This window comes from Mesorhizobium sp. BR1-1-3 (assembly GCF_020165455.1).
GTDB lineage: Bacteria > Pseudomonadota > Alphaproteobacteria > Rhizobiales > Rhizobiaceae > Mesorhizobium > Mesorhizobium ciceri.
Window position 1 is genome coordinate 173,762 of sequence record NZ_JAIUIC010000010.1, and the last position, 26,112, is coordinate 199,873.

Sequence of the window (26,112 nt, forward strand, 5' to 3'; positions counted from 1 at the left end):
GCCTTCCTAGCTGCTGGCGTTCATCCAATCCCGCCCGTAACCAGATAGGCGCCGGCGCTGCGCCCATCCTCCAGCCGCACAATAGCCGTCACGATCGAGCCATACGAGCCACGCCAGACGCTGTGGAACCGCTGGTGCTCTGCGGCCGGAACCAATGCCTGTCCACAGCAGCGCGCTCCGCTTCGCTGGATGGCGACAGGCTCGCCGTTGACATGCACCTTGACGCTGGCGTGTTCCGCCTCGGCGTCGATCGGCAGGTCGAGGGTGATGGTGATCTCGTCCTGATCGCCGGTCGTGCGCGTCTCGGCGGCAAGCGCGATGACGAGCGGAGGTGCCTTGCCGTTACCGGTTTGCGTGGGCCGGCGGGAAAATACATCTTCAGTCAGTTCCGGCGTGCGTGGGGGCAGGGTGCGGCGCCGGGTCGACAGTTCGTAGTCGCCGGCCATGCGCAGCAGCCTTTCGTCATCATAGGCCTTGCCGGCGAAAGTCAGGCCGACCGGCATGCCGATATCGGCCATGGTTCCCATCGGCACGGTGACGGTGGGGATGCCGAAATGGCGCCAGACCAGATTGCCGTTGGCGACCCAGGTGCCATTGCGCCAGGCAAGGACGGCGGACGCCTCGTCGATGTCTGCATCGGCCGGTCCGACATCGGCGGCGGCGGGCAGCACCACGGCGTCGATGCCATGGGCGTCCAGCCAGTCCTCGAAATCGATCCGCCTTGTTGCTTCGAGGCCCTTCAGTCCGTCTTCCAGCGTTGGAATGTCTGCGAACGGCGTGACGCCGGACCGCGCCCACTCGACATATTCCCTCAAGTCGAAGCCGCCTTCATATCGGTCGGGCAGCGTGCCGGGAGGTTGCGGGAAGATCTTTGGGCCGTCGACCGAGACGAGATCGGGCACGGCCGGGTCGGCATTGGCGCGCAAAAAGTCGTCCCAGCCCCAGATGCTGAGATCCCAGAGTTCGCGCTCGGCGAAGTCCTGCGGCACCAGCCCGCGCTCGACCATGGTGCGCGCCCCGGGGCGGTCGCGCTCGTAGTTGGAGACGACGGGGAAATCGACCTCGATCACCTCGGCGCCAAGCCGCTTGAGATCGGCCGCTGCCTGCTCCCACAGGGCAAGCACCGAGGCGCGGGTTTCGATCGGCGCATCGGCCTCGCTGTCGCGGCCGATATACATTCTGGGCACGCCCAGGCGCTTGCCTTTCAACGACCCCGCCAGTGCGAGATCGGTATAACGGGGCGGCCGCACATCGGAGCTTTTCGGCAGCTTGACCCAAGGCTGCGCGCGCCAGAAATCGCCTCGCGCCTCGGGATCGTCGGCGACGATCACATCGAGCAGTTCGAGCATGTCGGGCACGCTGCGCGTATGCGGCACGACGACATCCATGGTCGGCACCAGGGGCCAGTTGCCGCGCACAGAAATGACGCCGCGCGACGGCGTGTAGGCGACCAGCGCATTGTTGGTGGCCGGCGCGCGGCCGGACGACCAGGTTTCCTCGCCAAGCCCGAAGGCGCAGAAGCTGGCCGCTGTCGCCGTGCCGGAGCCATTGGACGAACCCGATGCGAAGGCGGCGGTGAGATAATCGCCATTGTACGGACTTTCGGCGCGGCCATAGACGCCGCGCTGCATGCCCCCATTGGCCATTGGCGGCATGTTGGTCAGCCCGATCAGCACCGCACCGCCGGCGCGCAGCCGGGCTATGGTGAAGGCATCCTCATTGGCAATGAGATGCTCGAAGGCCGGCGAGCCGGCGGCCACCGTCAGGCCTGCAACCTTGTAGCTGTCCTTGGCGGTGTAGGGGATGCCGTCGAGCGGTCCGAGCACGGCGCCGTTGCGGCGGCGCTGGTCGGAGGCCGCCGCCTGCTCAAACATGTCAGGGTTGAGCACTGGGACGGCATTGAGGCTGATGCCGTGCCGGTCGAAATGCGCGATACGCCTGAGATACGCCCCGACCAGTTCGACGCTGGTGACGGTGCCGTCATCGAGCGCGCGGCGCAGTTGGTCGATCGTCGCTTCGACGAGGTGAAGGCTGGCGTCGGTCATCACGGATCCCACATTTCCACGCACCATGGATGAGCGAGGCCGCAGGCTTCGGCAAGAGCCTATCGGGGTCTTCTCGGAACTTTTGTCCGGCTGGCGGTTTTGGATGTATGGTGCGATTCCGGAATGGCCAGAAGGGTGTGCCGATGACCACGAAATGCGTTGCGATCCTAGCTCTCGCGGTTGCTACGGGCGCGAGTCTTTGCGCCCCGGCCTTGGCTGGCGACCGGCATTACGACCGCCGGGTCCACTCCGAACGCTACGTTCCCGCCGAAGGCGATCTCATCGATATCCTGTTCGGCGGTCCGCACTACTACGATCAGCAGTTGGTGACGACGGCGGCTGGCGCGTGCTCCTACCATCGCGTTGGACCCGACGCGAATGCATTGAACAAGATCAACGATCATCACTGCGGGAAATAGGGCAGTAGGGCAGTAGGGCAGTAGGGCAGTAGGGCAGTAGGGCGCGCCTCAACGCTGGCCGCTCTCCTTCATACGCTCGATGATTTCGGCCATCAGCGCCAGGTCGCGGCGGGAATCGGCGAGGTCGGTCAGCGGCTTTGTTCCTTCGGCGATGTGGCGGTGGAAAATCTCGAGTTCATTCGAGAAAGCATCGCCGTAGAGAGGGCCGAAGGCTTCGTCACCGGGCCGAGCGGGCCGGCATCGGTGACCTCCAGCCGCGTCGGCAGGTTGCGGATGTAGGGCGTGTCGTAGATGATGCGCACGCGCCTGGTGTTGGAGCGCACCTCGATCATTGCGTCGAACAGGCCGAGATCGTCGACCACCGCGTCGTAGAGACAAGCGAAATGGCCGTAGTCGAAGGTGACCGATATGTTGGCGCCGCCATTGGTGCGGTGCGCGGCCAGCACGCGCGCCGGCTCGCCGATCAGCCCGCGCATCGCTGAAATGTGGTGCGAGGAAAGCGCCGTCAGCCCGCGATAGGCGCGCACCAGGTCGGCCGGCGCGTCGGCACCGACGACTTCGCGGATCAGCGCGTCGCGCTCCTTGGCGCCACGCGCCAGCAGGGCCGGGTCTATGTCGTTGGGATAGAGGACGTTCTGGCTCTTCTTGAGGAAATGCCGGCCCTCCGAGATCAGGTCGAAGATGCGGACATGGGTGATGTCGGCGAAGGCCGGCAGCTCGTCCCTGGCGGCCAGATATGCCGGCGCGTAGCGGCGCATATAGCCGACGAACAGGGTCTTGTCGTAGTCCGGCATCAGCGCCAGCAGATCGTCGATCTCGCGCACCGTCAGACAGGCGGGCTTTTCCAGCAGGATGTGCTTGTTGGCGGCAATCGCCGCGTGCACGAAGCGGCTGTGGGTGTCGTCGGATGACAGCACGAACACCGCGTCGATGTCGGGTGACGCTATTAGCGCCTCGGCCGTCTCGAAGGTTCTTGCCGTCGGGTGTTGCGAGGTGCACAGCGCCACCAGGCTGGGCGACACGTCGTACACGCCCATGCCGGAATTTGCGCATGTTTATAAAAAATTGACACGCGTCAAGATTTAAAATGTGCATAGCGATTTTTGATTGCGCGCCCTGCGGGCATGACTGTCCTGCCGGCATGCGCTACAACCAAGGCGCGAAAAAACTGCCGGCCTAGGGAACCACTAGGGGATGTCCGCGTTGGTCGCTACTTTTGTGCAGAGAGGTTTAGGGTGCGGCGTTTCGAAATCGTGGAAGAGCCAACGGGTACGTTTTCGATTTTCGACACCGTCACGGAATTGCCGGCAACGGCCAAAGGGGGCGTGTGCATTGGGCTTTATCGGCACGAAGTGCCGCTGGCACTGCTTGCAGCGGTTGAAACGGTCCAGCCCGGCCATTTTTCGCTGCTGCCCTCATTGTCGGTGTTGAACGACTGGCGGGCTCATCGAGACGATCTGCTGGCATGAGCAAAGCTGCCCGATGTCGCATCAAAAATCATACGGTATGGGAAATCACGCCCTGTTGTCGAAAGCGGTGGTGAGGCATGGAAAGCAAGGGGAGGTTGCAGTGCGTTGGGAGGTGAAGCAATGTCTGATCAGGACGACCTGATCCGAGCTGCCATCGGACGGCTGCTCGCCGAGAAGACAGGCGCCGCCGTCATATCGATGAGAGAGAGCGTCACCGAGCTTCTGGCGCTGACCGGTGCCGCACTGGACGAAAGACTCCAAGACCTGCTGCTGGAAATGGCCGAAGTCCGCGGCATGATGGTCGCTCTCGACTTCTGAACATATCCGGCTGGGATGCCGCTGCATGCACCGGCAGCGCTTTCATCGCCGGCAGCCTCTAACCTTGCTGCGTCCAATATCGGGCATCGCATTTTAGGCCGAAAGCGGACAGGCAGCTTTGGACTTCCTATGAAGATAGCTGACCAAAGCCGAGAGTAGCGGTCGAACAATTCGCGGGCGACCGGCAGTGTGATCGCCGACCGCTGTCCAACGCACTATGCCATGGCGGCCGAATGCGGCCGCTTTGACCGACAGTGTCGGGTGAGACGGCGAACTCGCAAGGTCCATTGCCCGCAATGCCGAGACAAATGCTCATAAAGATTCGGGTTGGTGCGGGTTGAATTATCGAGCCCATGACTGATATTCGGTTTGTTGGGGTCTGACATGGGCGGCAAGATTGCGTGCAAAGTACTGCGGATGAGATCGGTTCCATTGGCTCGACAATCACGCCGGTGCGGGAACTGACGCCTGCCGAGCGCGACCGGATGTTTGCCTTGTATGAGACCTACTACGAGGCAGTCGATCGCAATGTTTTCGAACGCGATCTCGCCGAAAAGGATGCTGTCGTGATCATCCGGTGCGACCGGGAGATTATCGGCTTTTCGACTTATCTTGTCAGGCCACTGACCGTGGGCGGCCAGACTGTCCACTATCTCTTCTCCGGCGATACCGTCCTCCATTCCGCGCGTTGGGGCGACCCCGTGTTGCTGCGCGGTTTCTTTCGCGCGGCCGGCGCCGCCAAGGCCGGGGTGGCGGGCCGGTTGTTCTGGTTCTCCATCATCGGAGGGCATAGGACGTTCCGCATTCTCCCCAATTTTTTCTGCGACTTCGTTCCAGCCGTCGATGGTCCGGTTTCGGCCCGCCTGCAGACGATCCGCGATGCCATCGCAACTGCCCGATACGGGCGTCAATTCGAGCCGTCGACCGGACTGATAGACTTCGGCCTGTCGCAAGGCCACTTGCGGGAACAGTGGGCAGATGTCGAGGAAACAGCATTCCGCAACCGTTTTGCCGCCTTCTTTCTCCAGGCCAATCCCTTCTACTTCCGAGGTGTCGAACTTGCCTGCCTCGCGGAATTCGAACTCGGCAATCTGAAGCGCTACGCCGCCGCGAGTTTCGCCGAAGGGCTGCAAGATGGGCGCTGAAGCCTGGGCACGGATTGCCGGCGCGACCGCTGCCGGGGATGCCGGTTTTCGGGCGCGGCTCGATCAACTTGAGGCCACGCAGCGCTCCCTCTTGCGGCGGCTCCTAGAAGCCAATCCTGCGACTGTGTTTGGTGGTGACCACAACTTCGCCAACGTCGCTTCGGCCGAGTCCTTTCGCGATCTCGTGCCGATCCGCGGCTACGAGGCCTTGTCGCCATACATCAATCGTGTCGTCGCCGGAGAGGAAAATGTGCTGACTGCCGAGCCGGTCCGGTTTATCGAGCAAACCGGCGGCAGTTCCGGTGGCGCGAAATACATCCCTTATACCGACACGGGCCTGCAGGCCTACACCGATTGTCTCTATCCCTGGATGTCGGAACTGATACGGCGCCGGCCGGGCGTTGCGCAAGGGCACAGCTATTTCGCGCTAAGCCCGGTAGGCCGCGGCGCAAGCGAGCGCGTCGGTGCGCGCAGGTTGGGCAGTCCCGTTCCTTTTGCTTATTTCGGCGCCTTGCGCGATAGCCTGATCCAAGTTTCGGCGGTGCCGATGGATTTGAGGCTGCTCAGCGATTTCGCCGAGTGGCAAAGGCAGACCTGCCTGCACCTGCTGGCGGCCGAGGATCTGAGCCTGATCTGGGTCTGGAGCCCGACCTATCTCACCGAAATCCTGCGCGCGATGCAGCGCGATGCCGAGAGCCTGTTGCCGGAGCTCGCGGACAGGCTGGGCGCCGTGCGGCCGGCGGACGTGGTGCGCCGCCGCATTGCTGCGCTGGAGGGCGCGCTTGGAAGTTCGCAGCTGTCGGCGATCTGGCCTCGCCTCGACACGATCAGCTGCTGGACAGACGCTTCCAGCAGTGGCTTTGCCGCCGCATTGCAGGCGCAATTTCGGCATGTCTTCATCCAGTCCAAAGGGCTGATGTCTACCGAAGCTGCCGTTTCATTTCCCTATGGCGACGGGTCCGGGTGCATCCTGGCATCGCAAAGCGGGTTTTTTGAATTTGTCGATGACAGCGGTGCCAACTATTTCGCGTGGCAGTTGGAGGCAGGCCTGACCTACCGGCTTATCGTGACCACCGGCTCCGGCCTCTATCGCTACGATACGCAAGACATGGTCGAAGTCACCGGGTTCACCGGCGACACGCCGCGCCTGCGTTTCAGCGGGCGTATCGGCGTGGTGTCCGATCTCTGTGGCGAAAAGCTCACGGAAGCCTTTGTCGTGCGGTCGCTGGCCGAGGCCGGTCTCGATCATCGTACCTATTCGCTGCTGGTGGCGGTCGCGACGCCGCACCCGCACTACCGGCTTTTCGTCGAGACCGGTCCGGGGCCGGCCGTTGAGGTGCTTGGCGGTGGCCTCGACCATGCGCTCAAGGCCAACCCGCAATATGAGTATGCCCGCCGCATCGGCCAGTTGGGGCCGCTGCGGACGACCGGCGTGGACGACCTCTATGGCAGGCTGAAGCGCCACCGCATGAAGGGCGGCACGAGCATTGCCGGAATGAAGGCGCCGGTTCTGCTCACTCGATCGGACGCAGCGCTTCTCGCGGCGCTCGGGGCGGACAAGGAGGACGCTTAGGATGATGCGGCATCCCGTGTCGCGGAAATGGGTCGCGCAAAGGCATGAAAACCGGACAAGCGACCATCCGGTCAGGCTGTCAGCCGCAACGCCAGCGCATCCAGGCCGCGGATCGAGGAATTGTCCATCCAACGTGCAGCAACAGGCTCGATGGTTCTCCAGTGGGTGAGTGCGGCTTCCAGCACCGCGACACCTTCCATTTCGGCCAGCGCCCTGCCGATGCAGACATGCGCGCCCCGGCCGAAGGCCAGGCTCTGCCTGCCGGCCCGGCCGAGGTCGAAACGCGATGCGTCGGCAAACTGGGCCGGGTCGCGGTTGGCAGCGCCGACAAGCAGCACCATCAGCCGGTTCTTTTCGATTTCCTGGCCGCCGATGATTACAGGCTCGAGCGGCCAGCGGCAGATCTTCTGCACCGGGCTTTCCAGCCGCAGAGTTTCGGCAACGGCACTGGCAGCAAGCCGGCGGTCGGCCCGCAGGGCCGCCCACTGGGCGGGCTGGTGAGCAAGATGGAACAGCATGTTGCCGATGAGGTGCACCGTGGTCTCGTGGCCGGCGAAGGCCAGGAAGGCGATGTTGCGACCGGCAGCCGTCAGCCCCAACGCATCGACGAGGCCGGCCAGCCCGGTCAGCAGCGGCGGCATTCGCCCAGCGGCAAGCAGATGGCGCAGATGCTCGACGAAGTAGCAGGACATCTCGTCGGCGGAGTTGGCGCCGCCGAACGCATCATCGAAACCAGTATCGAGAAGGGCGCGGATCGAACCCGACCATGCCCGGACCATCGGCATGTCCTGGTCCGGTACGCCAAGCAGGCGGCAGATGACACGTTCGGGCACGGCGCGCGTGAAGGCGGCCACGACTTCGGTCGTCCCGGACAAGCCGGAATCGCCCATGAGGTCTTCGATCGTTTCAGCTACAATGAGACGCAAAGCCGGCATGCCCTTGCCGACAAAGGGCTGCTGCAGGGCCTGGCGCAGGGCGGCGTGAGCGCTGCCCTCCTGATAGATCAGCCAGTCGCGGATCGCGGAATCCGAATCCGCCATTACATCGGCCGGCGGCACGTGCGAAAGCTTGCGATTTGCGAGGCTGCTCGAAACGAGATCGTAGCCGGTGAGATAGACATCGCCCCACGGCGCCTGCCAGACCGGAGCGTGCCGTCGCATTTCATCGTGGATAGCATAGGTGTCCGTGGCACCTTCGAAAGCACCGGCGCGAATCACTTGCCAGGGATGCCGGCCGGATTTGAACAGAGCATTGGAGGGGAATTCGGTATGCATTGCGTTGGGGGAAGTCCAATCTTGTCGGCTAAGACAGTCGTGTGTCATGCATGCCAGGATATCGACGCCCGGCCATGACCAACAATCAGGGGCCGATCTACTATTTCTGCACACGCCAACACGCTTACACGATGGGCGTACTGCTTGGCTATTACCAGCATGGGCTTGGTGATCTTGTTCGGATCATTCCCTACGAGCTGGCCGCGAGGCTCGGGCCCCTCTCTCCGGGCACCTTCGTCTTTACGGATTTTGAACGGCTGGCGCCGGCGCAATTGCAGGCGGCGGTCTCTCTTCATGAGCGCATCGCCTCGCTCAATCCAGGCCTGTTGCTGCTCAACGATCCAGCAATCGTGCCAAGTCGCTTTGACTTGCTGAAACGCCTGAAGGCCGCGGGCCTCAACCATTTCGATGTGCATCGGCTGGGTGAGCGCAAGTCCGTACGCCGCTTTCCAGTTTTCGTGCGCTGGGAAAGCCAGCATGAGCCGCCGCTGACCGGGCTGATCGACGCCGCGGATGCGCTGGAAGCAGCGATTGCCCGTCTGCCGGGTCATGTCCGTCAAGACCCGGACCTGATGATCGTCGAATACGGCGCGGCTCCCTCGGCCGATGGGCGGTTCCGCAAATACTCGGCTTACAAGGTCGGCCCAACCGTCTATCCGCAGCACTGCTTCATCAATGAGAACTGGTACATCAAGTTTCCGAGCACCCGCTTCACCGAAGCCGATAGGGCCGAAAGCCGCGCTTACGTGGACGACAATCCGCATGCCGAGCAGATCGGGCGTGTCTTCGCCCTGGCCGGCATCGACTATGGGCGCATCGATTACGGCATCGTCGACGGCCAGGTCCAGACCTTCGAAATCAATAATAACCCGTCCGTTCTGACGCGGCCGCCTGGCTGGGACGCGGGGGTGGATTACAGCCGCTACGCCGAGATGCACGAGCGGGCTCTGCGTGGCATCATGCGCCCGGTCTCGGGCCCCAACCTTTTACTCGGCAACGGTACCATGAGCGTCGATGCCATCCACGCCGATGCCATGCATGCGGTGCGGCAGAGGATTGCGGGATTCTCCCGGCGTCGGCGCCTGTCCCTGCGACCGCTCAAGAAGCGGCTGGCGCGGCTGTTTGGCTGGGGGTGACATGAGCGCAATTGGGCTTCACATTTAATGCAATGCAGCCCCTAATCGCTCCACTGCCCACGCGGCGGCATCATGCTTCTTCCGCCCTATCGCCAACATTGCCGGCATGTCGCGGATCGTCGCCGCGACAGCGCGCCTCGCCAAACCTTGGCTCTTTTTCCGACCCTCAAACGTCTTAGCTACAGTGAAGCTAAGGAGCAGGGTCGATGAGCCTCAGGAACAAAGAAATCGTGGTCACCGGTGGCAGCCGTGGGCTTGGCCTCGGATTGGTCGAGGCGCTGGTCGAACAGGGGGCCAGCGTGACCGTCGTTGCCCGTGGCGTCGAGGCGCTGGATGCGGTCGGTGCGCGGCTTGGGGTCGCCACTATCCGCGCCGACGTTGCGGAGGAGGGCGCGGCCTATCGCATTCTTAGCGAGATTCGTCCTGACGTCGTGGTCCTGAATGCTGGTGCCACGCCCCGGATGGGCCGGTTGGACCAACTGAGCTGGGAAGATTTTTCAATCGCCTGGGAAACCGACGTCAAGGCCGGGCTATACTGGCTGCAGGCGGCGCTCAACCTGCCGCTCAAGCCGGGCAGCCGTGTTCTGGTGGGATCGAGCGGTGCCGCCGTCACCGGGTCGCAGATGTCGGGGGGCTATGGCGGCGCCAAGCGCATGCTGTGGTTCATGGCGAAGTACGCCAATGGCGTTTCGCTGGAGAAGAAGCTCGGCATCCGCTTTCAGGTGATCGTGCCGCGGCTGATGATCCTCGGCACCGGAACAGGCGATGCGGCGGCCGGCGCCTATTCCGGATCCATGGGCATCACGCCCGAACAATTCGTCACCCGCTTCGGTGCGCCGATGCCGCCCCGGACCTTCGGCGACAGGGTGGTTTCCGTGCTGGAAGACCCGCAATATGCGGAGGGCATCGTCTTCGGCCTCAATGGCGACGCGGGCGTAACCGTGATGGAGGGGGCTGCGGCTTGAGCGAACGAGATCCTGCCGTGGACCGCGACCGACGGGAAGGGCTGCTTGCCCTTGCCGCCGCGATGCGGCCAGAGCTGCACCGCTATTGCGCGCGCCTGATGGGCTCGGTCATCGACGGGGAGGATGTCGTGCAGGACACGTTTGCGCGAGCCTTCGTTGCGCTGAATGAGCTGGGCGAGGTGCCGCAGCTCAGGCCCTGGCTGTTCCGCGTCGCCCACAACCGTGCGCTGGACCTGCTGCGCAGCCGCGCGATCCGCGCGGCTGAGCCTATCGAGGCGGCGCTTGAAATTGCCGACGACACCAAAGCCGACCCGGTGGAGATGCTGATGCGCAGGCAAGCTATACAGACCGCAGTGTCGCGCTTCGCGGAGCTTCCGCTGCTCCAGCGCAGCGTCGTCATCCTCAGAGATGTGCTCGACGAGCCGCTGGCCGAGATCGCTGCTTTGCTCGGCATCACCGTCGATGCGGTGAAAGGGCACTTGGCGCGCGGCCGCGCCCGGCTTAGGGAAGTCAGTGCGCAGGCCAGTTCGGCTCCCGATGCGCGTATCGCGTCGGCCGCCGTGGTCCGTTATGCGACCCTGTTCAACCAGCGGGATTGGGACGGCTTGCGCGCCCTGCTTGCCGACGACGTCAGGCTTCATCAGTCCCTGCATGCGCCGCGCTCGGGTGCGGCGGAGGTCGGCATGTTCTTCACGATCTACGCCAAAAGCGACCGCGTGTGGCTGACGCCGGCCTGGCTCGACGGCCGCGAGGTGATCGCTGTGTTCGAAAGCCATGCCGACCAGAAACCGCATCATTTCATGTGGCTGGAGTGGCGGGAAGGTCAGATCAGCTTCATCCGCGACTATCGCTATGTCAGCTATGTTACCGACGATGCCGAGCTGGTGCTGGCCAAGGACGCCAGGTCCTTCGGTCGCGCACCGGGCACTGAAGAGCGGGCGCGCATCTGACCATCATACGGGCGGTGCTGTTCCTGCCAAGGGGCCGATGCGGGGCTGGGCGTCATACCGCATGAGAATGACTTTGACGTGCCCACGCGTGGTACGCCCTTAACTCTGCTCGATCAGCGCGCGCGCCGCAGCTTTCCCTGCCGCAAGGATACGATCCGACAATTCCGTTCCCTCCACGGCACGGGCCAGCTGAAGCGTGCCAATGAGGGTCGCAAAGATAGCGAACGCAACGCCCTCCGGATCAGGAGTTTGCGGCGGCAGCTCTACCGACACCTGGTGCACCTGGGTCAGCAAACGCTCGGTATAAAGCTGACGCGTTTCGGGTGGCTCACGGGCGATTTCCGCCAGCAAGGCGGCAGAGGCGCAGCCCTTCCCGGGGTTATCCCGATGCGCCGCCGACAGATATGTGTCTATGGCCATTGCCAAGCCGCCGGAGGCCAATGCTTGCCGTATCTCGTCGGACTGATCCTCGAGAGCTGCAGCGACCGTTTCACGGACAAGCGCCGCCTTTGATTGAAAGTGGGGATAGAAAGCCCCGTTCGTCAGCCCGGCGTCGCCCATGATGGTTGCCAGTCCGGACGCCGCTATGCCGTTTTTCCGAAAGCGTTCCGCGGCGACCTCCAGGATCCGGCCGCGCGAGGCGTCCTTCCTGCCCTTTTCGTAGCGCATGGCTGCTATTCCTTTCTGCTATTGCATTATGGTCATAATCTGATATTACGACTGTAATTTAACGGATGAAAAAAAGCTAGCCCCCCATGAGTTTGGAGCACGAAATGAAAACGAATGCCGGAAAAACCGCTGTTGTGACCGGAGCCTCTTCGGGCATCGGCCGCGCCAGTGCCGAAGCCCTTGCGCGGGCCGGGTTCACCGTCTTCGGAACCAGCCGGCGCAAGGCCGGCAACGATCCGGACGGGGTGACCATGCTGATCTGCGACGTGACCGACAGTGAGGCCGTTGCCGCACTCGTTTCGACGGTGCTCTCGCAGACCGGCCGGATCGACCTCTTGGTCAATAATGCTGGGGTCGGCCAGCTTGGAGGCGCCGAGGAATTCTCAATTGCCCAGGTGCAGGCTCTGTTCGACGTCAATCTGTTCGGCGTCATCCGCATGACCAATGCGGTGCTGCCGTCGATGCGGCAGCGTGGCGAGGGGCACATCATCAATATCGGCTCTGTGCTGGGACTGGTGCCGGCGCCGTATTCAGCGCATTATTCGGCGGTCAAGCACGCGCTCGAGGGCTATTCGGAATCGCTCGACCACGAGGTTCGCGCCTTCAATATCCGCGTTTCGGTCATCGAGCCGGCATTCGTTCGTACTGTCTTCGACCAGAACGGGATCCAGCCGGATTCGCCGTTGCAGGAATACGATCAAGCCCGAGCTACGCTGGAAGCGCTGCTTCGCGACGTGATGCCTGTCGCCGACCGGCCGGAAGTGGTGGCGCAAGTGGTCGTCAAGGCAGCGACCGATGCCCGTCCGCAACGGCGCTACACCGCCGGCAAGGCTGCGCGCCAGGTCAGCCTGCTGCGTCGCTTTGCTCCCGCGGGGATATTCGACAAGAGCCTGCGGAAACAATTCCGCCTGCCCGTTTGAACGCAGCGAGCAGAGGATTTCACGCACATGCGACACACCAAAATCACTCTCAGAAAGTCACTGCCATGAAGGCATTCGTCGTCGACAAGTACAGCAAGAACGGCACTCTGCGGCTAGCCGAAATGCCGGAGCCGAAACTCGGGGACAGCGATGTCCTGGTCGAGGTCCACGCGGCGGCGGTGAACCTGCTCGATTCCAAGGTCAAAACCGGAGAGTTCAAGCTGATCCTGCCCTATCGCCGGCCCTTCATCCTGGGTCACGACGTGGCCGGGAGGGTTGTGCGCGTGGGATCGAAAGTCCGCAAATTCAAACTCGGCGACGACGTCTATGCGCGGCCGCGCGATGGCCGGATCGGGACGTTCGCCGAGTTCATAGCCATGGATGAAGCCGACGTGGCCCTGAAACCCGGGAACCTCAGCATGGAGGAGGCGGCCTCGATCCCGCTGGTCGGCCTGACCGCCTGGCAGGCGCTCGTCGAAAGGGCCAAGCTGAAGAAGGGACAGAAGGTCTTCATTCAAGCCGGTTCCGGCGGCGTGGGGACATTCGCCATCCAACTGGCAAAGCATCTCGGCGCGACCATTGCGACCACCGCCAGCGCGGCGAGTGCCGGTCTGGTCAAGGGGCTCGGCGCCGATATCGTCGTCGACTACAGGAAAGACGATTTCGAGAAAGTCCTTTCGGGCTACGACGTCGTCTTGAACAGCCAGGACGCCAAGACACTTGAAAAATCACTGAATGTGCTGAAACCGGGTGGCAAGCTCATCTCCATCTCCGGCCCACCGGATCCGGAATTTGCCAGGGAAAAGGGACTGAACGTGGTGCTGAGGCTGGTGCTTCGCCTGCTGAGCCGCGGTATTCGAGCGAAAGCCAGGCGCCGTGGCGTGACGTTCTCGTTCCTTTTCATGTGGGCGCAGGGCGAGCAGCTGAGCAAGATCGCATCGCTCATCGAATCCGGCGCGATCCGCCCGGTCGTCGACCGGATATTTCCCTTCGAGGCGACCAATGAGGCGCTGGCCTATGTCGAAACAGGACGCGCCAAGGGCAAGGTCGTCATCAAGGTCAGATAGCAACTCAGCCCCGATCGAGGTCAGCCGCGCCGGGCTGCGTCGATCGCCGCGACGTCGATCTTTGTCATCTCCATCATCGCATCAAAGGCGCGTTTGGCTTCCTCGCCGCCGGCCGCCATGGCCTCGGTCAGCGTGCGCGGCGTGATTTGCCAGGACACGCCCCATTTGTCCTTGCACCAGCCGCACACGCTCTCCTGGCCGCCATTGCCGACGATGGCATTCCAGTAGCGGTCGGTTTCCTGCTGATCGTCGGTGGCGATCTGGAACGAGAAGGCCTCGTTCTGCTTGAATGTGGAGCCGCCGTTCAATCCGATGCAGGGAATGCCGGCGACGGTAAATTCGACCGTCAACACGTCGCCTTTCTTGCCGGACGGAAAATCGCTCGGCGCACGGTGAACGGCGCCCACGCTGGTGTCGGGAAAGGTCTCTGCGTAGAAGCGCGCCGCAGCCTCGGCGTCCTTGTCGAACCAAAGGCAAATCGTGTTCTTCGGTATCTTTGGCATTGCATGTTCCTTTCGGCGTTGGAGTTGGCGGAGGTCAGCCCAGGAGATTGCGTGCCGTGCGCATGAAGATCCTCGACCCGATCGGGATCAGGTCGTCGGGAAAGTCATAGTCGGGATTGTGCAAGGCGGGGTGCCGCTCGCCCGCACCGAGGAAGAACATCGCCGACTTGGCACTATGGCCGAACAGGCCGAAATCTTCCGAGGCGCGCATCGGCAGGGCCTCTTCGCCGTGCGATACGCCCTCTTCATCGAGCGCGCGCCGCAGATGCTCCACCGCGTCCGGCGCGTTGACGCTGGCGACGAAGATCTCGTGATAGTCCCAGCGGGCGGTAAGGCGATGCTCGCCGGCGATCCTGGCGACCAGTGCTTCGGCAGCAGCACAAAGGTTCGCCATGCGCTCGTCACGCCGGGTGCGCAGCGTTGCCCAGACCTGCGCATGAGCCGGCGCGATGCCGAACACGGCCTCGCCCATCGCGGCATGGGTGACGGTCAGCATGGAGAAGTCGTCGTCGGCGAAGGTTCCGCGCCCGAGCGCCGGCAGCGCCGGCATCAGCTCACTGATCGCCAGCATCGGCGAGGTGCCGGTCTCCGGCATGGATGAATGGGCGGTCTTGCCCTCCAGCACGATGCGCATGCCGCGTGACGCACAGTTGACCACGCCGGGCTTGAGCCGCACCTCGCCGAACGGCACGCCAGGCAGGTTGTGCAGCGAGAAAGCGAAATCCGGCGCGATCTCGCCGAAGCGGGGATCGGCAACGACGCCGGCTGCGCCATTGCCGGTTTCCTCCGCCGGCTGGAACATCAGCACGACGCGGCCACTTGCAGGCCGCTCGCGCCCCAACTGCCGGCCGAGGGATGCCAGGATGGCGGTGTGTCCGTCATGGCCGCACATATGCGACTTGCCCGGCACGCGCGACGCATGCGGCACGCCTGAAAGTTCTTCGATAGGCAAGGCATCGAGTTCCGAACGGAACAGCACCGTCGGCCCTGCTTTGCCGCTGTCATATGTGACCGCGACGCCGTGCCCGCCGAGCTGTGTCAGCACCTTGTCCGGCCCCGTATCGGCGAGGAAGGCGACGACCTCCTTTGCCGTCTTCTCCTCTTCATTCGAGATTTCCGGGGCCTGGTGCAGCTGGCGCCGCCACGCCGTCAACTCGACGATGTCTCGGTTGGTCAGAGTCATGCTTTTTCAACCTCCGCTGCATTCTTCATCGACACGTCCAGGCACAGGGGTGCCGCAATGATGAATTGCTAGCGACAAAGGGCAGTTCCCGCCACAGTCCAAGTTTCAGGCTTCGGCAGGCCAGAAACGGCCGTTCTCCCGGCCATCCGCAGCCTACTGATTGATCTCGGGCTCGACGAGCTTTGCCAGATTTCTGAGCGATTCCTGCCAGCCGAGATAGCAGGCCTCGACCGGAATGACGTCCGGAATGCCGGCCTGGGTGATGTCGATTTCAGTGCCGACCGACACTTTTTTCAAGACCACGGTCACCCGTATCTCGCCGGGCAGGTTGGGATCGTCGAACCTGTCGGTGTAGAGCAGGCGCTCGCCCGGAACGAGTTCAAGGTATTCGCCGCCGAAGGCGTGGCTGTCGCCGGTGGTGAAATTGCGGAACGACATCTTGAACGTGCCTCCGACCTTTGCCTCGAAATTATGGACCGTGCAGGTGAAGCCGTTTGGCGGAAGCCACTTGGCCAGCGCGTCCGCTTCAACGAAGGCGCGATAGACCTTTTCCGGGCTGGTCGTCAGAACGCGGTGCAAACGTACGGTGCCGGGCATTGCTGGATCCTTTCATGAATGCCTGTTCGATACCCCAAGGACGGACGAAGCCTAGCCAGTCCGACATTGGTTTGCGAATTTTTTGACGGGAGGCGGCCTGCCTACGCCGCGGACATGCGTTCGACCCCGAGCTATCAACACGAAGCTCGGGCGAGGCGGCGGATGAACTGCACCGGCTTCGGAGCTGGCGCTCACCTGCTAAATCGAGCTCCTGAGCCATCTTGTTGTTCGGGCGTGTTTTTGTCGATTGCCGCGAACGGCCGCGCGTCCCCGTCAATGCTTCGAACGCCGCCAAATAGGGCAGCGCGTCTTTGCCGTCCATGTGCCGATCATTAGAATTTGCATCTGATCAGAGTTGATTTCCTATCAAGCCGTTAATGCGGCCATGCTGTTAATCAGCATTTGCTAATGAGTCTTTCGAACCTGAGGCAAGCAATGACCAAGAATCTCGGCAATGCACGTCATACGCCGGCGAAGGACCCGCAGGTCTCCCTTCTGGGCAAAGCCGCGCCGGCGCTGTTTCCGCTGGTCGTGGCGGCACTGGGTTACATGGTTGGCAAGCAGTTCTTCGGCATCTAGGCGCGAAGTTCCGTTCCCTCAAACGTCTCGGCGGACCGACCATCTCAGCGCGCGGGCCGCCGTTTGCGTTGCAGCGGCGTGTTGCCGGGTATCAACGTCAAACATGCACGTCGCCAAAGGACAGTTCGCCGTCGTTATCGGCCGTGAAAAAGACGATGGCAAGCAACCCGACATAGAATGCGGCCACGACAACCACGATCGCCACACCGGGAACGGGGCCAAGGGCGGCGCTGTCTACGGCTTCGCGAAGCGAACCGGCAAAGCCGGTCCTGACGCCCACGGTTTGAAGGCTGGGCGTGGATATCTTGAGCACCCAGGCCAGCAAGAGGATCAGGAACAGGTAGATGTAATTTCGCCGCAGCCGACGGGCTAGCGCGACGCGCTGCGACAGCAGGAACTTCGGCGCGCGTAGGCCTTCCCCGACGATGAGCAGCCAGTCCGAGGCAAAGTCGGGCTGTGGGGAAAAGATCTGCGCGAAATAGTGGCGCTCGAACTGGCGTACGCGCGCCCTATAGAAATCGAAGAACCGATATCGGCGGGCCTCGATCCATAGCAGCAGCAGGATCAGCAACATGGCGAACAGCAGAACGCCGTGATGCGCACTGGCCGTCGACAGCGATACCGAAAGCAGCGCCGCCACCACCGTGATTGCCCAGTTGGTTGTCCTGTCCAGCCGGTCGCGCCATCCCGCCATGCGAGCGATCTCGGCGCGGTGAAAATGCGACAGCGTGTTGACGCGCTCCGCCGATGAAAGGACGGGGCCAGCGGGCTTTGCCGACGCGTCGTTCATGGCATCCTCCGGCAAGGAACAGAACGGCCTGCCAGCGGCATTGTTCCCTGTCCTCGAGACCGCCGATCCAGCCGACCAGCCGCGCGTTGAGGTCGAGGCGGCTCCGGTCCAGCAGACACCAAGCTGGCGGTTGACCACTGTTTCGCGAAGTGCCGATCGAAGGGCACGACTGATGTGGACAGCACCGGTGACGCAGGCACCTGCATGCACCAATCACATTACATTACGAGGTCTTGACCCACCCGCGACGGAGTCCAAAATCCTCCGCACCAGTGCCGACGAGTCGCCGGCTTCACGGGCGCCGCGCGGGTCAGGGGCGGTGGCCTTCGGGCAGGCTCAGGTGCGCGAGCCCCCGCCACTGATCCAGGCGTTTCCAACTGGACCGGAGCGCCAATGGCGCAGACGCGCATCGTCCGAGCATGGCAACCAGAGCATGCAAACGAACGATAGACAGGATCAAGAAAGGAGCAAATGCAATGACCATTCGTGATCTGATGCCATGGGGTCGCGATCCGAACCAGGTTCAGACCCTCTCAGGCGACCGCGATCAGGACCCATTCATGAGCCTGCATCGCGAGATGAACCGCCTTGTTGACGACATGTTCCGCGGTTTCGGTTCACGTCTTCCATCCTTGGGCAGGCTCTCTTCGGCGGGCGGTGGCTGGCCTAGCGTGGAAATCTCGGAAACGGACAAGGAAATCCGCGTGACCGCCGAGATACCCGGCATGGAGGAAAAGGACATCGAGGTGTTGCTCGATGACGGCGTCCTGACGTTGCGCGGTGAAAAACACGCCGAAACCGACGACAAGGAACGTCAGTTCTCCGAGCGATTCTACGGCCGCTTCGAACGTCGCATTCCGATCGGCTTCGAAGTCGAAGAAGACAAGGTCGCTGCCGATTTCCGCAACGGCGTGCTGTTCGTCACCTTGCCGAAATCCGAGAAGGCACAGAACAAGATGAGGCGCATCCCCATCGGCGGCAAGAGCACCAAGCACTAGAATGATTGGATGCCGGGCGGGAGGGTCACCCGCCCGGCATCGCCCGTTGAATTTTGCGCCGGTCACATGGACCCTTGAGAATCCCTCTGCCTTCGGCAACATGACGGCGACGGTAGAGGGTATGAAATGAACCAGCCGATTTCTGCCATATCGCCGCGCAAGTCCGTGCCGCGCAACACGCCGATGGCGCTGACCGAGGCGTTGGTCGCGCGCACTATGCGTGCTGTCGAGGATGCCGGGCCGACGCCGGGCATGGTTCACATGACCGATGCCGACTATGCGCGCATCCGCGACGAGGTGCTGGCCGGCGCTCCGGCCGGGCCGCTGAAACTATTTGCCTATGGCTCGCTGCTGTGGAAGCCCGCCGGCGAGGTGAGGGGCGGAGAACGCGCGGTGGCCAGCGGCTGGCATCGTTCGTTCTGCTTCACGGTGCAGCGTTTTCGCGGCACGGTCGAGCAGCCCGGCTTGATGATGGCGCTCGATCGCGGCGGCCAGTGCCAGGGCGTGGTGTTCGAGATCGCGGAACCGGTGGCGGCCAACCTCGAAGCGCTGCTGCGCCGCGAAATGACCATCCTGCCCGCCGTCAACGTGCCGCGATGGCTGCAGGTCAGGACCGAAGGCGGCCCATGTCGCGCGCTTGGCTTCGTCGTCGATCCCGCCAATCCGCGTTATGCCGGCAAGCTCGACAAGCAGGCGATCGCGGCGACGCTGGTGACAGCCGTCGGTCATTGGGGCTCGGGCGCGCAATATCTATTCGAGACGATCCGCCACCTCGAAGCCTGCGGCATCCGCGACCGCAATCTGTGGCGGCTGCAGGAACTGGTGGCGGAAGAGATCGGGCTGACCGTCGCCCAGAAGTGATCCGCCCAGAAGTGATCCGCTCAGACGCGGCACGCTTCAGTCGTGTTTGGCTCCGGATGCTTGCAGGCCACAGCACCTTGCGAAGCAAATCTCTGATTTCGGAAGTCTCCGCAGTGAAGGTTTAATGAATTGAAAACAGTTCTGGGCCAACGATGACCTGAACACCGGTGCAGGACACGGTGCGCGTGGGCCAATCATGAAATCCTCGACCGGAGAGCACTACCCAGCGCTGGATCATGTTCGTGGCCTGGCGGCCTTTCTTGTCTTTACCTGGCATTTCCTTCATGCTTCTCCTGAAGGCCCCGTGCCTTATGATTTCGTGCCGGCTCTTCCTATCTTCAGCGTTCTGGATGAAGGGCATACTGGCGTTTCCCTGTTCATGGCGCTTTCCGGCTACCTGTTCGCCAAGCTGCTCGATGGAAAGCAGATCAACTATCTGCCCTTCTTTGCCAACAGGGCCCTCAGGCTGCTTCCGCTTCTCCTGGTCGTGCTATGCATCGAGGCCTGCCGCAGGTACGTGGCCGGCCAGTCCCTCGACGGGTATTTCACGGGCGTCGGATTGGGGCTTCTTTTTCCCACCCTCCCGAATGGCGGCTGGTCGATAACGATCGAAGCGCACTTCTACCTGTTGCTGCCGTTCTTGCTGATGGTATCCAGGCGGTTTGTGTTCGCGCCCTTGCTGTTCATCGCGGCAGCCATTGTGCTGAGGTCCGTCCTGTATGTGCAGATCGGCGAAGTGCAGTCGGCGGCGTCCGCAACCATCATAGGCCATGCGGATCAGTTCCTGGCCGGCATTCTTGCCTTTCACCTGCGTGCCCACGCGAAGAACCAACACTGGCTGGCGCTGGCCGTTCTCATGGCTTTTTCGGGGTTCTTCTGGTGGTTCGATGCAGCCGGCGGATTTTACCAACTGGGCCGCTATCCGTCGCCTCATTGGATATGGATCATCCTGCCGACCCTGGAGGCGGCAGCCTATTCATTCGGCATCGCCTACTACGACACGAGCTTTTCGAGAAAGCGAACAAGCCCGCCGTTCAGGGTACTGGAGAAGGCTGGGGCCTACAGCTATTCGATCTATCTTCTGCACCTGTTCTTCGTCATGCAATTGGCAGCGTTCATAGACACGAATGTCATGAGCATCAGCAATTTCTACGTCGCATGCCTCTGGTCCGCATTGTGCTTCGTGGCGACGATCCCGATCGGCTATCTCAGCTATACCTGCGTCGAGGCGCCATTCCTGCGCCTGCGTCTGCGCTATATGGACCAAAAGCCCGAAACCGCGGCATCGACCGCGGCTGAGCTTGGATCGGTCATCGCCGATACACCGACCTCGTTCAGCCGTCCCTGAGCCATACCAGCATCTCGCCGGGCTCGCGGTTGTCCCAGGCGAAATAGGGAATGGCGGTCAGGCGCGTCTCGGCGGTGGCCGGCGGCTCGGGCCTGTAGAGCCCGTCCTGCCAGCCGTCGGAGACATCGGCAAGTGCCGCGGTCGACAGCGTCACCACGCCGCCGAGAAGTTCCGGCCGGTGCTGCGCTTCGATGGTGGCCGTCCGCGGCAGCGTCAGGCGATGCGGCTGGCTGTCATTGTCTGATGCCTCGACGCAATAGATCAGCGGGCCGCGTGACAGCGCGACGCGGCCAGCATCCTGGCGCACCTGCGGGTTGGCATAAAGCCGCTCGATCGGCATTTCGAGATCGAGCCGGACATTGTCGCCCTTTTTCCATGTCCGCTTGATCGCGGCGTAGCCGTCGCTGGTGATATCCGCCAGCCTGATGGCTTCGCCGTTTATCTTCAACCCGGCACTGGCGCTCCAGGCGGGAATGCGCAGGTGCAAAGTGAACTCGACCGGCGCCCGCGGTTCGAGCATGATGTCGACGGCGCCGTCCCAGGGATAGCTGCTGACCTGCGTCAGGCTCACCGGGACGCCCGATATATCGAAGCGCGCGGTCGAGTCGCCATAGAGGTGGACGGCCAGCGCATCGTCGGCCAGGCTGTAGAAATAGCTGCCGATCGAGGCGACCATGCGCCCGATATTGGGCGGGCAGCACGGGCAGCGGTGCCACTTCCACCTGTTGTGCTTGCCCCGGCTTTCCAATGGATTCTCGTAGAAAAACAGCGAGCCGTCGAGCGACAGGCCCGAGATCGAACCGTTGTAGAGGGCGCGTTCCATCATGTCGGCGTAGCGCGCGTTCGGGCCCATGCCGAGCATGCGGCTGGCCCAGAACACCAGGCCGACCGCCGCACAGGTCTCGGCATAGGCGCTTTCGTTGGGCAGGTCGTAGTCGCTGGTGAAGCCCTCATTGTGCGCCGACGGCCCCAGTCCGCCAGTGATGTAGAGACTCTTGGTGGTGAGATCGTCCCACAGAAGGTCGAGTGCTGCTCGCAGCGTATCATCGCCATATTCGGTCGCGATATCGGCCATGCCGGAATAGAGGTACATCGCCCTGACAGCATGGCCGACGACCTTGTTCTGTTCTCGCACCGGGATATGCGACTGGCTGTATTCATAGGTCTTGAAATGATAGGCCTTCGGGTCGGCGCCGCGGGCGCGGGCCTCCTCGTCGAAATAATGCGGCTGCTGACCGCGCTGGTCGATGAAGTATCTGGCCAACTCCATATATTTCCGCTCGCCGGTCACCCGTGCCAGCTTGACCAGCGCCAGCTCGATCTCCTCGTGGCCGCAATAGCCCTTCTTCTTGCCGGGCTCCGGGCCGAGTACCGACGCGATGTGGTCGGCATAGCGGCACATGATATCGAGCAGCTTGCGTTTTCCCGTCGCCTGGTAGTAGGCGACCGCGCCCTCGATCAGATGGCCGGCGCAATAGAGCTCGTGGCAGTCGCGCAGATTGGTCCAGCGCTTGCCGGGCTGGATGCGTTGGTACCAGCTGGAGAGATAGCCGTCCTCCTGCTGCAGCCTGCCATACATGTCGATGACGGCGTCGATCTTCTTCTCCAGTTCGGGATTTTTGCGCCGGTACAGCGAATAGGCCGCGGTCTCGATCGTCTTGCCGAGATCGGAATCCCAGAACATCTGCGTGGTCACCGTCGATCCGGTGAATTCCGCGCCCTGGCGGTCGGCTTCGTCGGGAGAGGGCGAGTGGAAGGGGATGACTATGCCGGGCGAGGGACGGTCCGGATCGATCTGCTCCAGCATGCGGGCCTCCACGCAGCGCTCGTAAAGGATATCGGCGGTGCGGGCGGCGACAGCGTCGGCGCGATCGCCCCAGAAGCCGTGCACGTCGACCTGCGGCACCGGCAGCGGGCGGAAGGCGAGCTTCGGTTTCCCGGTTTTTGCGGATGGCGATGCGGTCATGAATTTACTCCATTCTATTTGACGGCCCCGGCCATCAGGCCGCGGATGTAGAAGCGCTGCAGCGCCAGGAACAGGATGAGGCACGGCACCATCATCACGGTGACGCCCGCCTGCACCGCGCCCCAGTCGATGGCGCCGAAGCGGCCCGACTGCAGTGCGGTCATCATCACGGGCAGCGTGAATTTGGATTGATCGGTCATCAGCACGAGGGCGGCGAGGAATTCGTTCCAGGCGCCGAGGAAGGCAAACAGGGCGATGGTGACGACGCCCGGCCAGACCAGCGGCAGCATCACCTTCCAAAGCATGGTGAGATTGCCGGCACCGTCCATGCGGGCGGCTTCCTCGATCTCGCGCGGCACCGCGTCGAAGGCGTTGCGCATCATGAAGATCGAGAACGGCAGTTGCAGCGTCACATAAACGCCGACCAGGCCGGTCAGCGTGTTGTGCAGGCCAAGCTTGGTCAGCACCAGGAAGATCGGCGTCAGGATCGACTGGAACGGGATCATGATCGTCGACAGGATGAGGATGAAGAACAGGTCCTTGAACGGAAACCGGAACCGCGAAAAGCCGTAGCCGGCCAGCACGCTGACGGCGACCGACAGCACGACGGTCATCACCGAGACGTAGATGCTGTTTTGCGCCGAGACCCACAGCCCGTCGCCGAAGCTGTTGAGCGTGGCGTAGTTCTCCAGCGAGAAGCCTGATGTCGGCCAGGGCGGCAGCGGCGGCAGGCGCGCTTCGGCCGCCGGCTTGAACGCCGACAGCACCGCCCACACGATCGGCGCGGCAAACAGCACCGAGGCGACGATGCCGGTCGAATGCTCGCCGATGCGGCTCAAGAGCCGGCGGTTGCGGGAAGCGGCCTGCGCCATCAGTCGAGCCCCTCCGGCTTGCGCAGCAGCCACAGCTGGACGAGGCTGAGCGCCACCAGGATCACCAGCAGCACCATCGACAAAGCCGCGCCGTAGCCGAGCTTGAACGACACGAAGGACTGGTTGAAGATCCAGTAGACCGCCGTCAGCGTCTGGTTGCGTGGGCCGCCGCGCAGGATGATGTAGAACTGGTCGAAGGCGAGGATCGAGCCGGCGACCGACAGGATCAGGGCCAGCGCCAGCGTGCGGCGCATCAGCGGCAAAGTGATCGCCCTGAACCTGGCGAACGGACCGGCGCCGTCGATGACGGCCGCCTCCTGCAGATCCTGCGGGATCGATTGCAGGCCGGCCATCAGAATGATCATGGTGAAGCCGGCGACCTTCCAGACGACCATGGCGATGATCGACCAGAAGGCCGGCTGGAAGGTGGCCAAAAGGTTGAACTTCCTGTCGATCAGGCCAAGGTCGTAGGCGGCCGGGCTGAACAGGCCGGAATCGACGTTCAACAGCCATGACCAGAGCAGGCTGGCCGAGGCAAAGCCGACAACCGCCGGCATGAAGAACATCGTCCGGTAAAGATTGGTCACCGGCCGCGGCCGCTCGACGAACAGCGCCAGCGGAAACGCCACCACGAAGATCGCGATGGTGACGATCACGGTGTAGTAGGCGGTGAAGCGCAGCGCGTTCCAGAACCGGGTGTCGCGCAGGATGGCGACATAGTTGCCGAGGCCGATAAAGCTGTGCTCGCCCATCAGGGGCCAGTTGTGCAGCGACATCCACGCCGTCATGCCGAGCGGGATCAGGAAAAAGACGACGACCAGCGCGACAGCCGGCGCGACATAGAGCAGGCCGATCCATTGGTGGCGGCTGGCGACCTTGCGGGCGCGGGGCGGGGCAGGGGTTGCTGCGGTGATGACGGTCATGGCTGCGCGCTCGATGCTATTGGGACATTGGCAAAGAACCCCCTCACCCGGATTGCCAAACCAATTGAAGAGAGCAATTCGGGGCAATCCGACCTCTCCCCGAGGGGAGAGGAGGTTGCCGGGGATGGTGCCAGCCTCTTCTCCCCGGCGGGGAGAAGGTGGCCGCGAAGCGGCCGGATGAGGGGGTCTTTTCTCAACGCGATAGCCCTGCCGTTGGCGATGCGGTATCCGGCCACCCGCCCAGGGAGACAGGCGGGCGGCCGGCAGGCGTCCGCTACTTCTGCGGCGCCTGGTCGATGATCGACTGCATCGTTTCCTGCGCATTGGCTATCGCGCCATCGACATCGTCGCCGAAGAAGACCTCGTTGATCATCTGCGTCCACGGGCCGTTGGCGGAGTTGATCAGGTCGTTGAACACCACCGAATAGGGCGTCTTGCCCATGGCCATGGCTTCGGCGGCGATCTGGTAGCGCGGATCGAGATCCTTCAACGCGTCCTTGGCGATGTCGCCGCGCACCGGCAGGCTTCCGTATTTGGCAAGGATGGTCTGGCCCTCGAGCGAATAGGCGAAGTCGAGGAACTCCTTCACCACGGGCAGTTTCGTGGTGCCCTTGGTGACGACGAAATTGTCGCCGCCCGCAAAGGACGACCAGCCGCTGTCCTTGCCCGGCAGGAAGGTGACGCCGTAATCGATGTCGGGATACTGGGTGTTGAGCGCGCCGATGGCAAAGGCGCCGGACGGCGAGATGCCGATATTGCCGGCGGCGAAGGCGGCAAAGAAATTGGCGCCGGTGTCGGTCTGTGCGCCTGCCGGTACCAGATCCTTCTTGACCATCGAGCGGTAGAGATCGATGGCGCCGCGCAGCTGCGGGCTGTCCAGCGTCGCCTTCGAGCCGTCTTCGCTCAGGATGTCGCCACCAGACGCCCAGATCAGGGGCGTGAAGGTGAAGATGTTGCAGCCGCCGCAATTGCCGGAGAAGTAGAAGCCCTTGATGTTGCCGCCGAGCGCGTTGACCTTCTCGGCATCGGCCGCGATCTCGGCCCAGTTGGCCGGGCCTTTTTCGGGATCGAGGCCGGCCTGCTTGAACAGCTTCTTGTTCCAGATCAGCACCGAGGCGTCGGCGGAGAAGGGCAGGCCGTAAATGTGGTCCTTGTAGGTGCCGGTCTTCACATGCGCCGGCGACAGGCTGGCAAAATAGGGCAGGGACTTTGCCCAGTCGGTGATGTCCTCCAATTGGCCGGCTGCGGCGAAGGAGGGCGTGTAGATCAGGTCGAGCGACAGCGCGTCGGGCGCTGTGCCGCCGGCGGCCGCGGCACCGTATTTGGGGATGATCTCGGCATTGGGGATGATATCGAGCTTGACCTGGTTGGTGTGCGCCTTGTTGTAGGCATCGACGATCCTCGGCATGAAATTCGAACCGTCGGCGCGCACCCATATGTTGGCCGTCTCGGCGGCGGCAGTGCCGAGACCGCCGCCCAGAACGGCAGCGGCCAGGGCCAGTTTGGCAATCAGGTTCCTCATGTTCTCCTCCTCCAAGGTTG

At 62.9% G+C, this 26,112-nt stretch carries 26 protein-coding genes; 14 read left to right on the top strand and 12 right to left on the bottom strand.

Annotation, left to right across the window (positions count from 1 at the left end; genetic code table 11):
• Nucleotides 1-20: 20 nt before the first annotated feature.
• Complete coding sequence (locus LB559_RS22180) at nt 21-2,045, bottom strand: amidase (RefSeq protein ID WP_224674979.1); 2,025 nt, start codon at nt 2,043-2,045, stop codon at nt 21-23.
• A 143-nt stretch (nt 2,046-2,188) separates the two neighbouring features.
• On the opposite strand from LB559_RS22180, the gene LB559_RS22185 reads away from it, so the two are divergent.
• A complete protein-coding gene (locus LB559_RS22185) occupies nt 2,189-2,464 on the top strand; it encodes a hypothetical protein (RefSeq protein WP_024503933.1) in 276 nt (91 codons plus the stop codon).
• A gap of 128 nt (nt 2,465-2,592) precedes the next feature.
• On the opposite strand, the gene LB559_RS22190 is transcribed toward LB559_RS22185, so the two are convergent.
• Complete coding sequence (locus tag LB559_RS22190; protein ID WP_224674980.1) at nt 2,593-3,501, bottom strand: Gfo/Idh/MocA family protein; 909 nt, start codon at nt 3,499-3,501, stop codon at nt 2,593-2,595.
• A 198-nt stretch (nt 3,502-3,699) separates the two neighbouring features.
• On the opposite strand from LB559_RS22190, the gene LB559_RS22195 reads away from it, so the two are divergent.
• The 4 genes from LB559_RS22195 (at nt 3,700) to LB559_RS22210 (ending at nt 6,969) form a co-directional block, all read left to right on the top strand.
• The gene (locus LB559_RS22195) at nt 3,700-3,933 is read left to right on the top strand and encodes a hypothetical protein (protein ID WP_224674981.1); all 234 of its coding nucleotides are present in this window, start codon (nt 3,700-3,702) and stop codon (nt 3,931-3,933) included.
• 120 nt (nt 3,934-4,053) lie between these two features.
• Complete coding sequence (locus tag LB559_RS22200; RefSeq protein ID WP_013530509.1) at nt 4,054-4,251, top strand: hypothetical protein; 198 nt, start codon at nt 4,054-4,056, stop codon at nt 4,249-4,251.
• A 401-nt stretch (nt 4,252-4,652) separates the two neighbouring features.
• The gene (locus LB559_RS22205; protein WP_224674982.1) at nt 4,653-5,396 is read left to right on the top strand and encodes a hypothetical protein; all 744 of its coding nucleotides are present in this window, start codon (nt 4,653-4,655) and stop codon (nt 5,394-5,396) included.
• A complete protein-coding gene (locus LB559_RS22210; RefSeq protein ID WP_224674983.1) occupies nt 5,386-6,969 on the top strand; it encodes a GH3 auxin-responsive promoter family protein in 1,584 nt (527 codons plus the stop codon). The genes LB559_RS22205 and LB559_RS22210 overlap by 11 nt, the downstream gene beginning before the upstream one ends.
• A gap of 71 nt (nt 6,970-7,040) precedes the next feature.
• Here LB559_RS22210 and LB559_RS22215 read toward each other — a convergent pair whose 3' ends face one another.
• Entirely contained in the window at nt 7,041-8,243 is a 1,203-nt protein-coding gene (locus LB559_RS22215) for a cytochrome P450 (protein ID WP_224674984.1), read from the bottom strand.
• Nucleotides 8,244-8,317: 74 nt separating this feature from the next.
• Between LB559_RS22215 and LB559_RS22220 the strand changes: the two genes are divergently transcribed.
• The 3 genes from LB559_RS22220 to LB559_RS22230 all read left to right on the top strand — a co-directional run bounded on the left by LB559_RS22220 (nt 8,318) and on the right by LB559_RS22230 (nt 11,294).
• Entirely contained in the window at nt 8,318-9,379 is a 1,062-nt protein-coding gene (locus tag LB559_RS22220) for a hypothetical protein (protein ID WP_224674985.1), read from the top strand.
• Nucleotides 9,380-9,585: 206 nt separating this feature from the next.
• A complete protein-coding gene (locus LB559_RS22225) occupies nt 9,586-10,344 on the top strand; it encodes an SDR family NAD(P)-dependent oxidoreductase (RefSeq protein WP_224674986.1) in 759 nt (252 codons plus the stop codon).
• Nucleotides 10,341-11,294 (top strand): sigma-70 family RNA polymerase sigma factor, encoded by a 954-nt coding sequence (locus LB559_RS22230; protein WP_411970101.1) that lies wholly within the window; start codon nt 10,341-10,343, stop codon nt 11,292-11,294. Before LB559_RS22225 ends, LB559_RS22230 begins: the two co-directional genes overlap by 4 nt.
• A gap of 99 nt (nt 11,295-11,393) precedes the next feature.
• On the opposite strand, the gene LB559_RS22235 is transcribed toward LB559_RS22230, so the two are convergent.
• Complete coding sequence (locus LB559_RS22235; protein WP_013530512.1) at nt 11,394-11,963, bottom strand: TetR/AcrR family transcriptional regulator; 570 nt, start codon at nt 11,961-11,963, stop codon at nt 11,394-11,396.
• A 104-nt stretch (nt 11,964-12,067) separates the two neighbouring features.
• Here LB559_RS22235 and LB559_RS22240 point away from each other — a divergent pair, with 104 nt between their 5' ends.
• Together LB559_RS22240 and LB559_RS22245 are read left to right on the top strand one after the other, a co-directional pair.
• Nucleotides 12,068-12,883, top strand: a complete 816-nt coding sequence (locus tag LB559_RS22240) for an oxidoreductase (RefSeq protein ID WP_127368836.1) — start codon at nt 12,068-12,070, stop codon at nt 12,881-12,883.
• A gap of 65 nt (nt 12,884-12,948) precedes the next feature.
• Nucleotides 12,949-13,950: an NADP-dependent oxidoreductase gene (locus LB559_RS22245; protein ID WP_224674987.1), complete on the top strand. Its 1,002-nt coding sequence runs from the start codon at nt 12,949-12,951 to the stop codon at nt 13,948-13,950.
• Between the two features lie 20 nt (nt 13,951-13,970).
• Here the strand turns inward: LB559_RS22245 and LB559_RS22250 are convergent, their stop codons facing one another.
• From LB559_RS22250 to LB559_RS22260, 3 genes are all read right to left on the bottom strand, one after another.
• Nucleotides 13,971-14,444 (bottom strand): VOC family protein, encoded by a 474-nt coding sequence (locus LB559_RS22250; protein WP_027160885.1) that lies wholly within the window; start codon nt 14,442-14,444, stop codon nt 13,971-13,973.
• A gap of 43 nt (nt 14,445-14,487) precedes the next feature.
• A complete protein-coding gene (locus LB559_RS22255) occupies nt 14,488-15,636 on the bottom strand; it encodes an amidohydrolase (protein WP_224674988.1) in 1,149 nt (382 codons plus the stop codon).
• Nucleotides 15,637-15,789: 153 nt separating this feature from the next.
• Nucleotides 15,790-16,233, bottom strand: coding sequence for an SRPBCC family protein (locus LB559_RS22260; protein ID WP_013530517.1), 444 nt, complete (start codon nt 16,231-16,233; stop codon nt 15,790-15,792).
• Between the two features lie 435 nt (nt 16,234-16,668).
• On the opposite strand from LB559_RS22260, the gene LB559_RS22265 reads away from it, so the two are divergent.
• Complete coding sequence (locus tag LB559_RS22265) at nt 16,669-16,812, top strand: hypothetical protein (protein ID WP_013530518.1); 144 nt, start codon at nt 16,669-16,671, stop codon at nt 16,810-16,812.
• Between the two features lie 97 nt (nt 16,813-16,909).
• On the opposite strand, the gene LB559_RS22270 is transcribed toward LB559_RS22265, so the two are convergent.
• A complete protein-coding gene (locus LB559_RS22270; RefSeq protein ID WP_063168672.1) occupies nt 16,910-17,602 on the bottom strand; it encodes a DUF2270 domain-containing protein in 693 nt (230 codons plus the stop codon).
• A gap of 476 nt (nt 17,603-18,078) precedes the next feature.
• On the opposite strand from LB559_RS22270, the gene LB559_RS22275 reads away from it, so the two are divergent.
• The 3 genes from LB559_RS22275 (at nt 18,079) to LB559_RS22285 (ending at nt 20,809) form a co-directional block, all read left to right on the top strand.
• Entirely contained in the window at nt 18,079-18,600 is a 522-nt protein-coding gene (locus LB559_RS22275; RefSeq protein WP_013530520.1) for an Hsp20/alpha crystallin family protein, read from the top strand.
• Nucleotides 18,601-18,726: 126 nt separating this feature from the next.
• Nucleotides 18,727-19,461, top strand: coding sequence for a gamma-glutamylcyclotransferase (locus tag LB559_RS22280; protein ID WP_063172682.1), 735 nt, complete (start codon nt 18,727-18,729; stop codon nt 19,459-19,461).
• 196 nt (nt 19,462-19,657) lie between these two features.
• The gene (locus LB559_RS22285) at nt 19,658-20,809 is read left to right on the top strand and encodes an acyltransferase family protein (protein ID WP_224674989.1); all 1,152 of its coding nucleotides are present in this window, start codon (nt 19,658-19,660) and stop codon (nt 20,807-20,809) included.
• On the opposite strand, the gene LB559_RS22290 is transcribed toward LB559_RS22285, so the two are convergent.
• From LB559_RS22290 to LB559_RS22305, 4 genes are all read right to left on the bottom strand, one after another.
• Entirely contained in the window at nt 20,796-22,775 is a 1,980-nt protein-coding gene (locus tag LB559_RS22290; RefSeq protein ID WP_013530523.1) for a glycoside hydrolase family 127 protein, read from the bottom strand. The two genes, LB559_RS22285 and LB559_RS22290, sit on opposite strands and share 14 nt — an antisense overlap.
• A 14-nt stretch (nt 22,776-22,789) precedes the next feature.
• Nucleotides 22,790-23,647: a carbohydrate ABC transporter permease gene (locus LB559_RS22295; protein ID WP_013530524.1), complete on the bottom strand. Its 858-nt coding sequence runs from the start codon at nt 23,645-23,647 to the stop codon at nt 22,790-22,792.
• Nucleotides 23,647-24,570: a carbohydrate ABC transporter permease gene (locus LB559_RS22300; RefSeq protein ID WP_224674990.1), complete on the bottom strand. Its 924-nt coding sequence runs from the start codon at nt 24,568-24,570 to the stop codon at nt 23,647-23,649. The genes LB559_RS22295 and LB559_RS22300 overlap by 1 nt, the downstream gene beginning before the upstream one ends.
• Nucleotides 24,571-24,844: 274 nt before the next feature.
• Nucleotides 24,845-26,092 (bottom strand): ABC transporter substrate-binding protein, encoded by a 1,248-nt coding sequence (locus LB559_RS22305; protein ID WP_224674991.1) that lies wholly within the window; start codon nt 26,090-26,092, stop codon nt 24,845-24,847.
• Nucleotides 26,093-26,112: the final 20 nt, after the last annotated feature.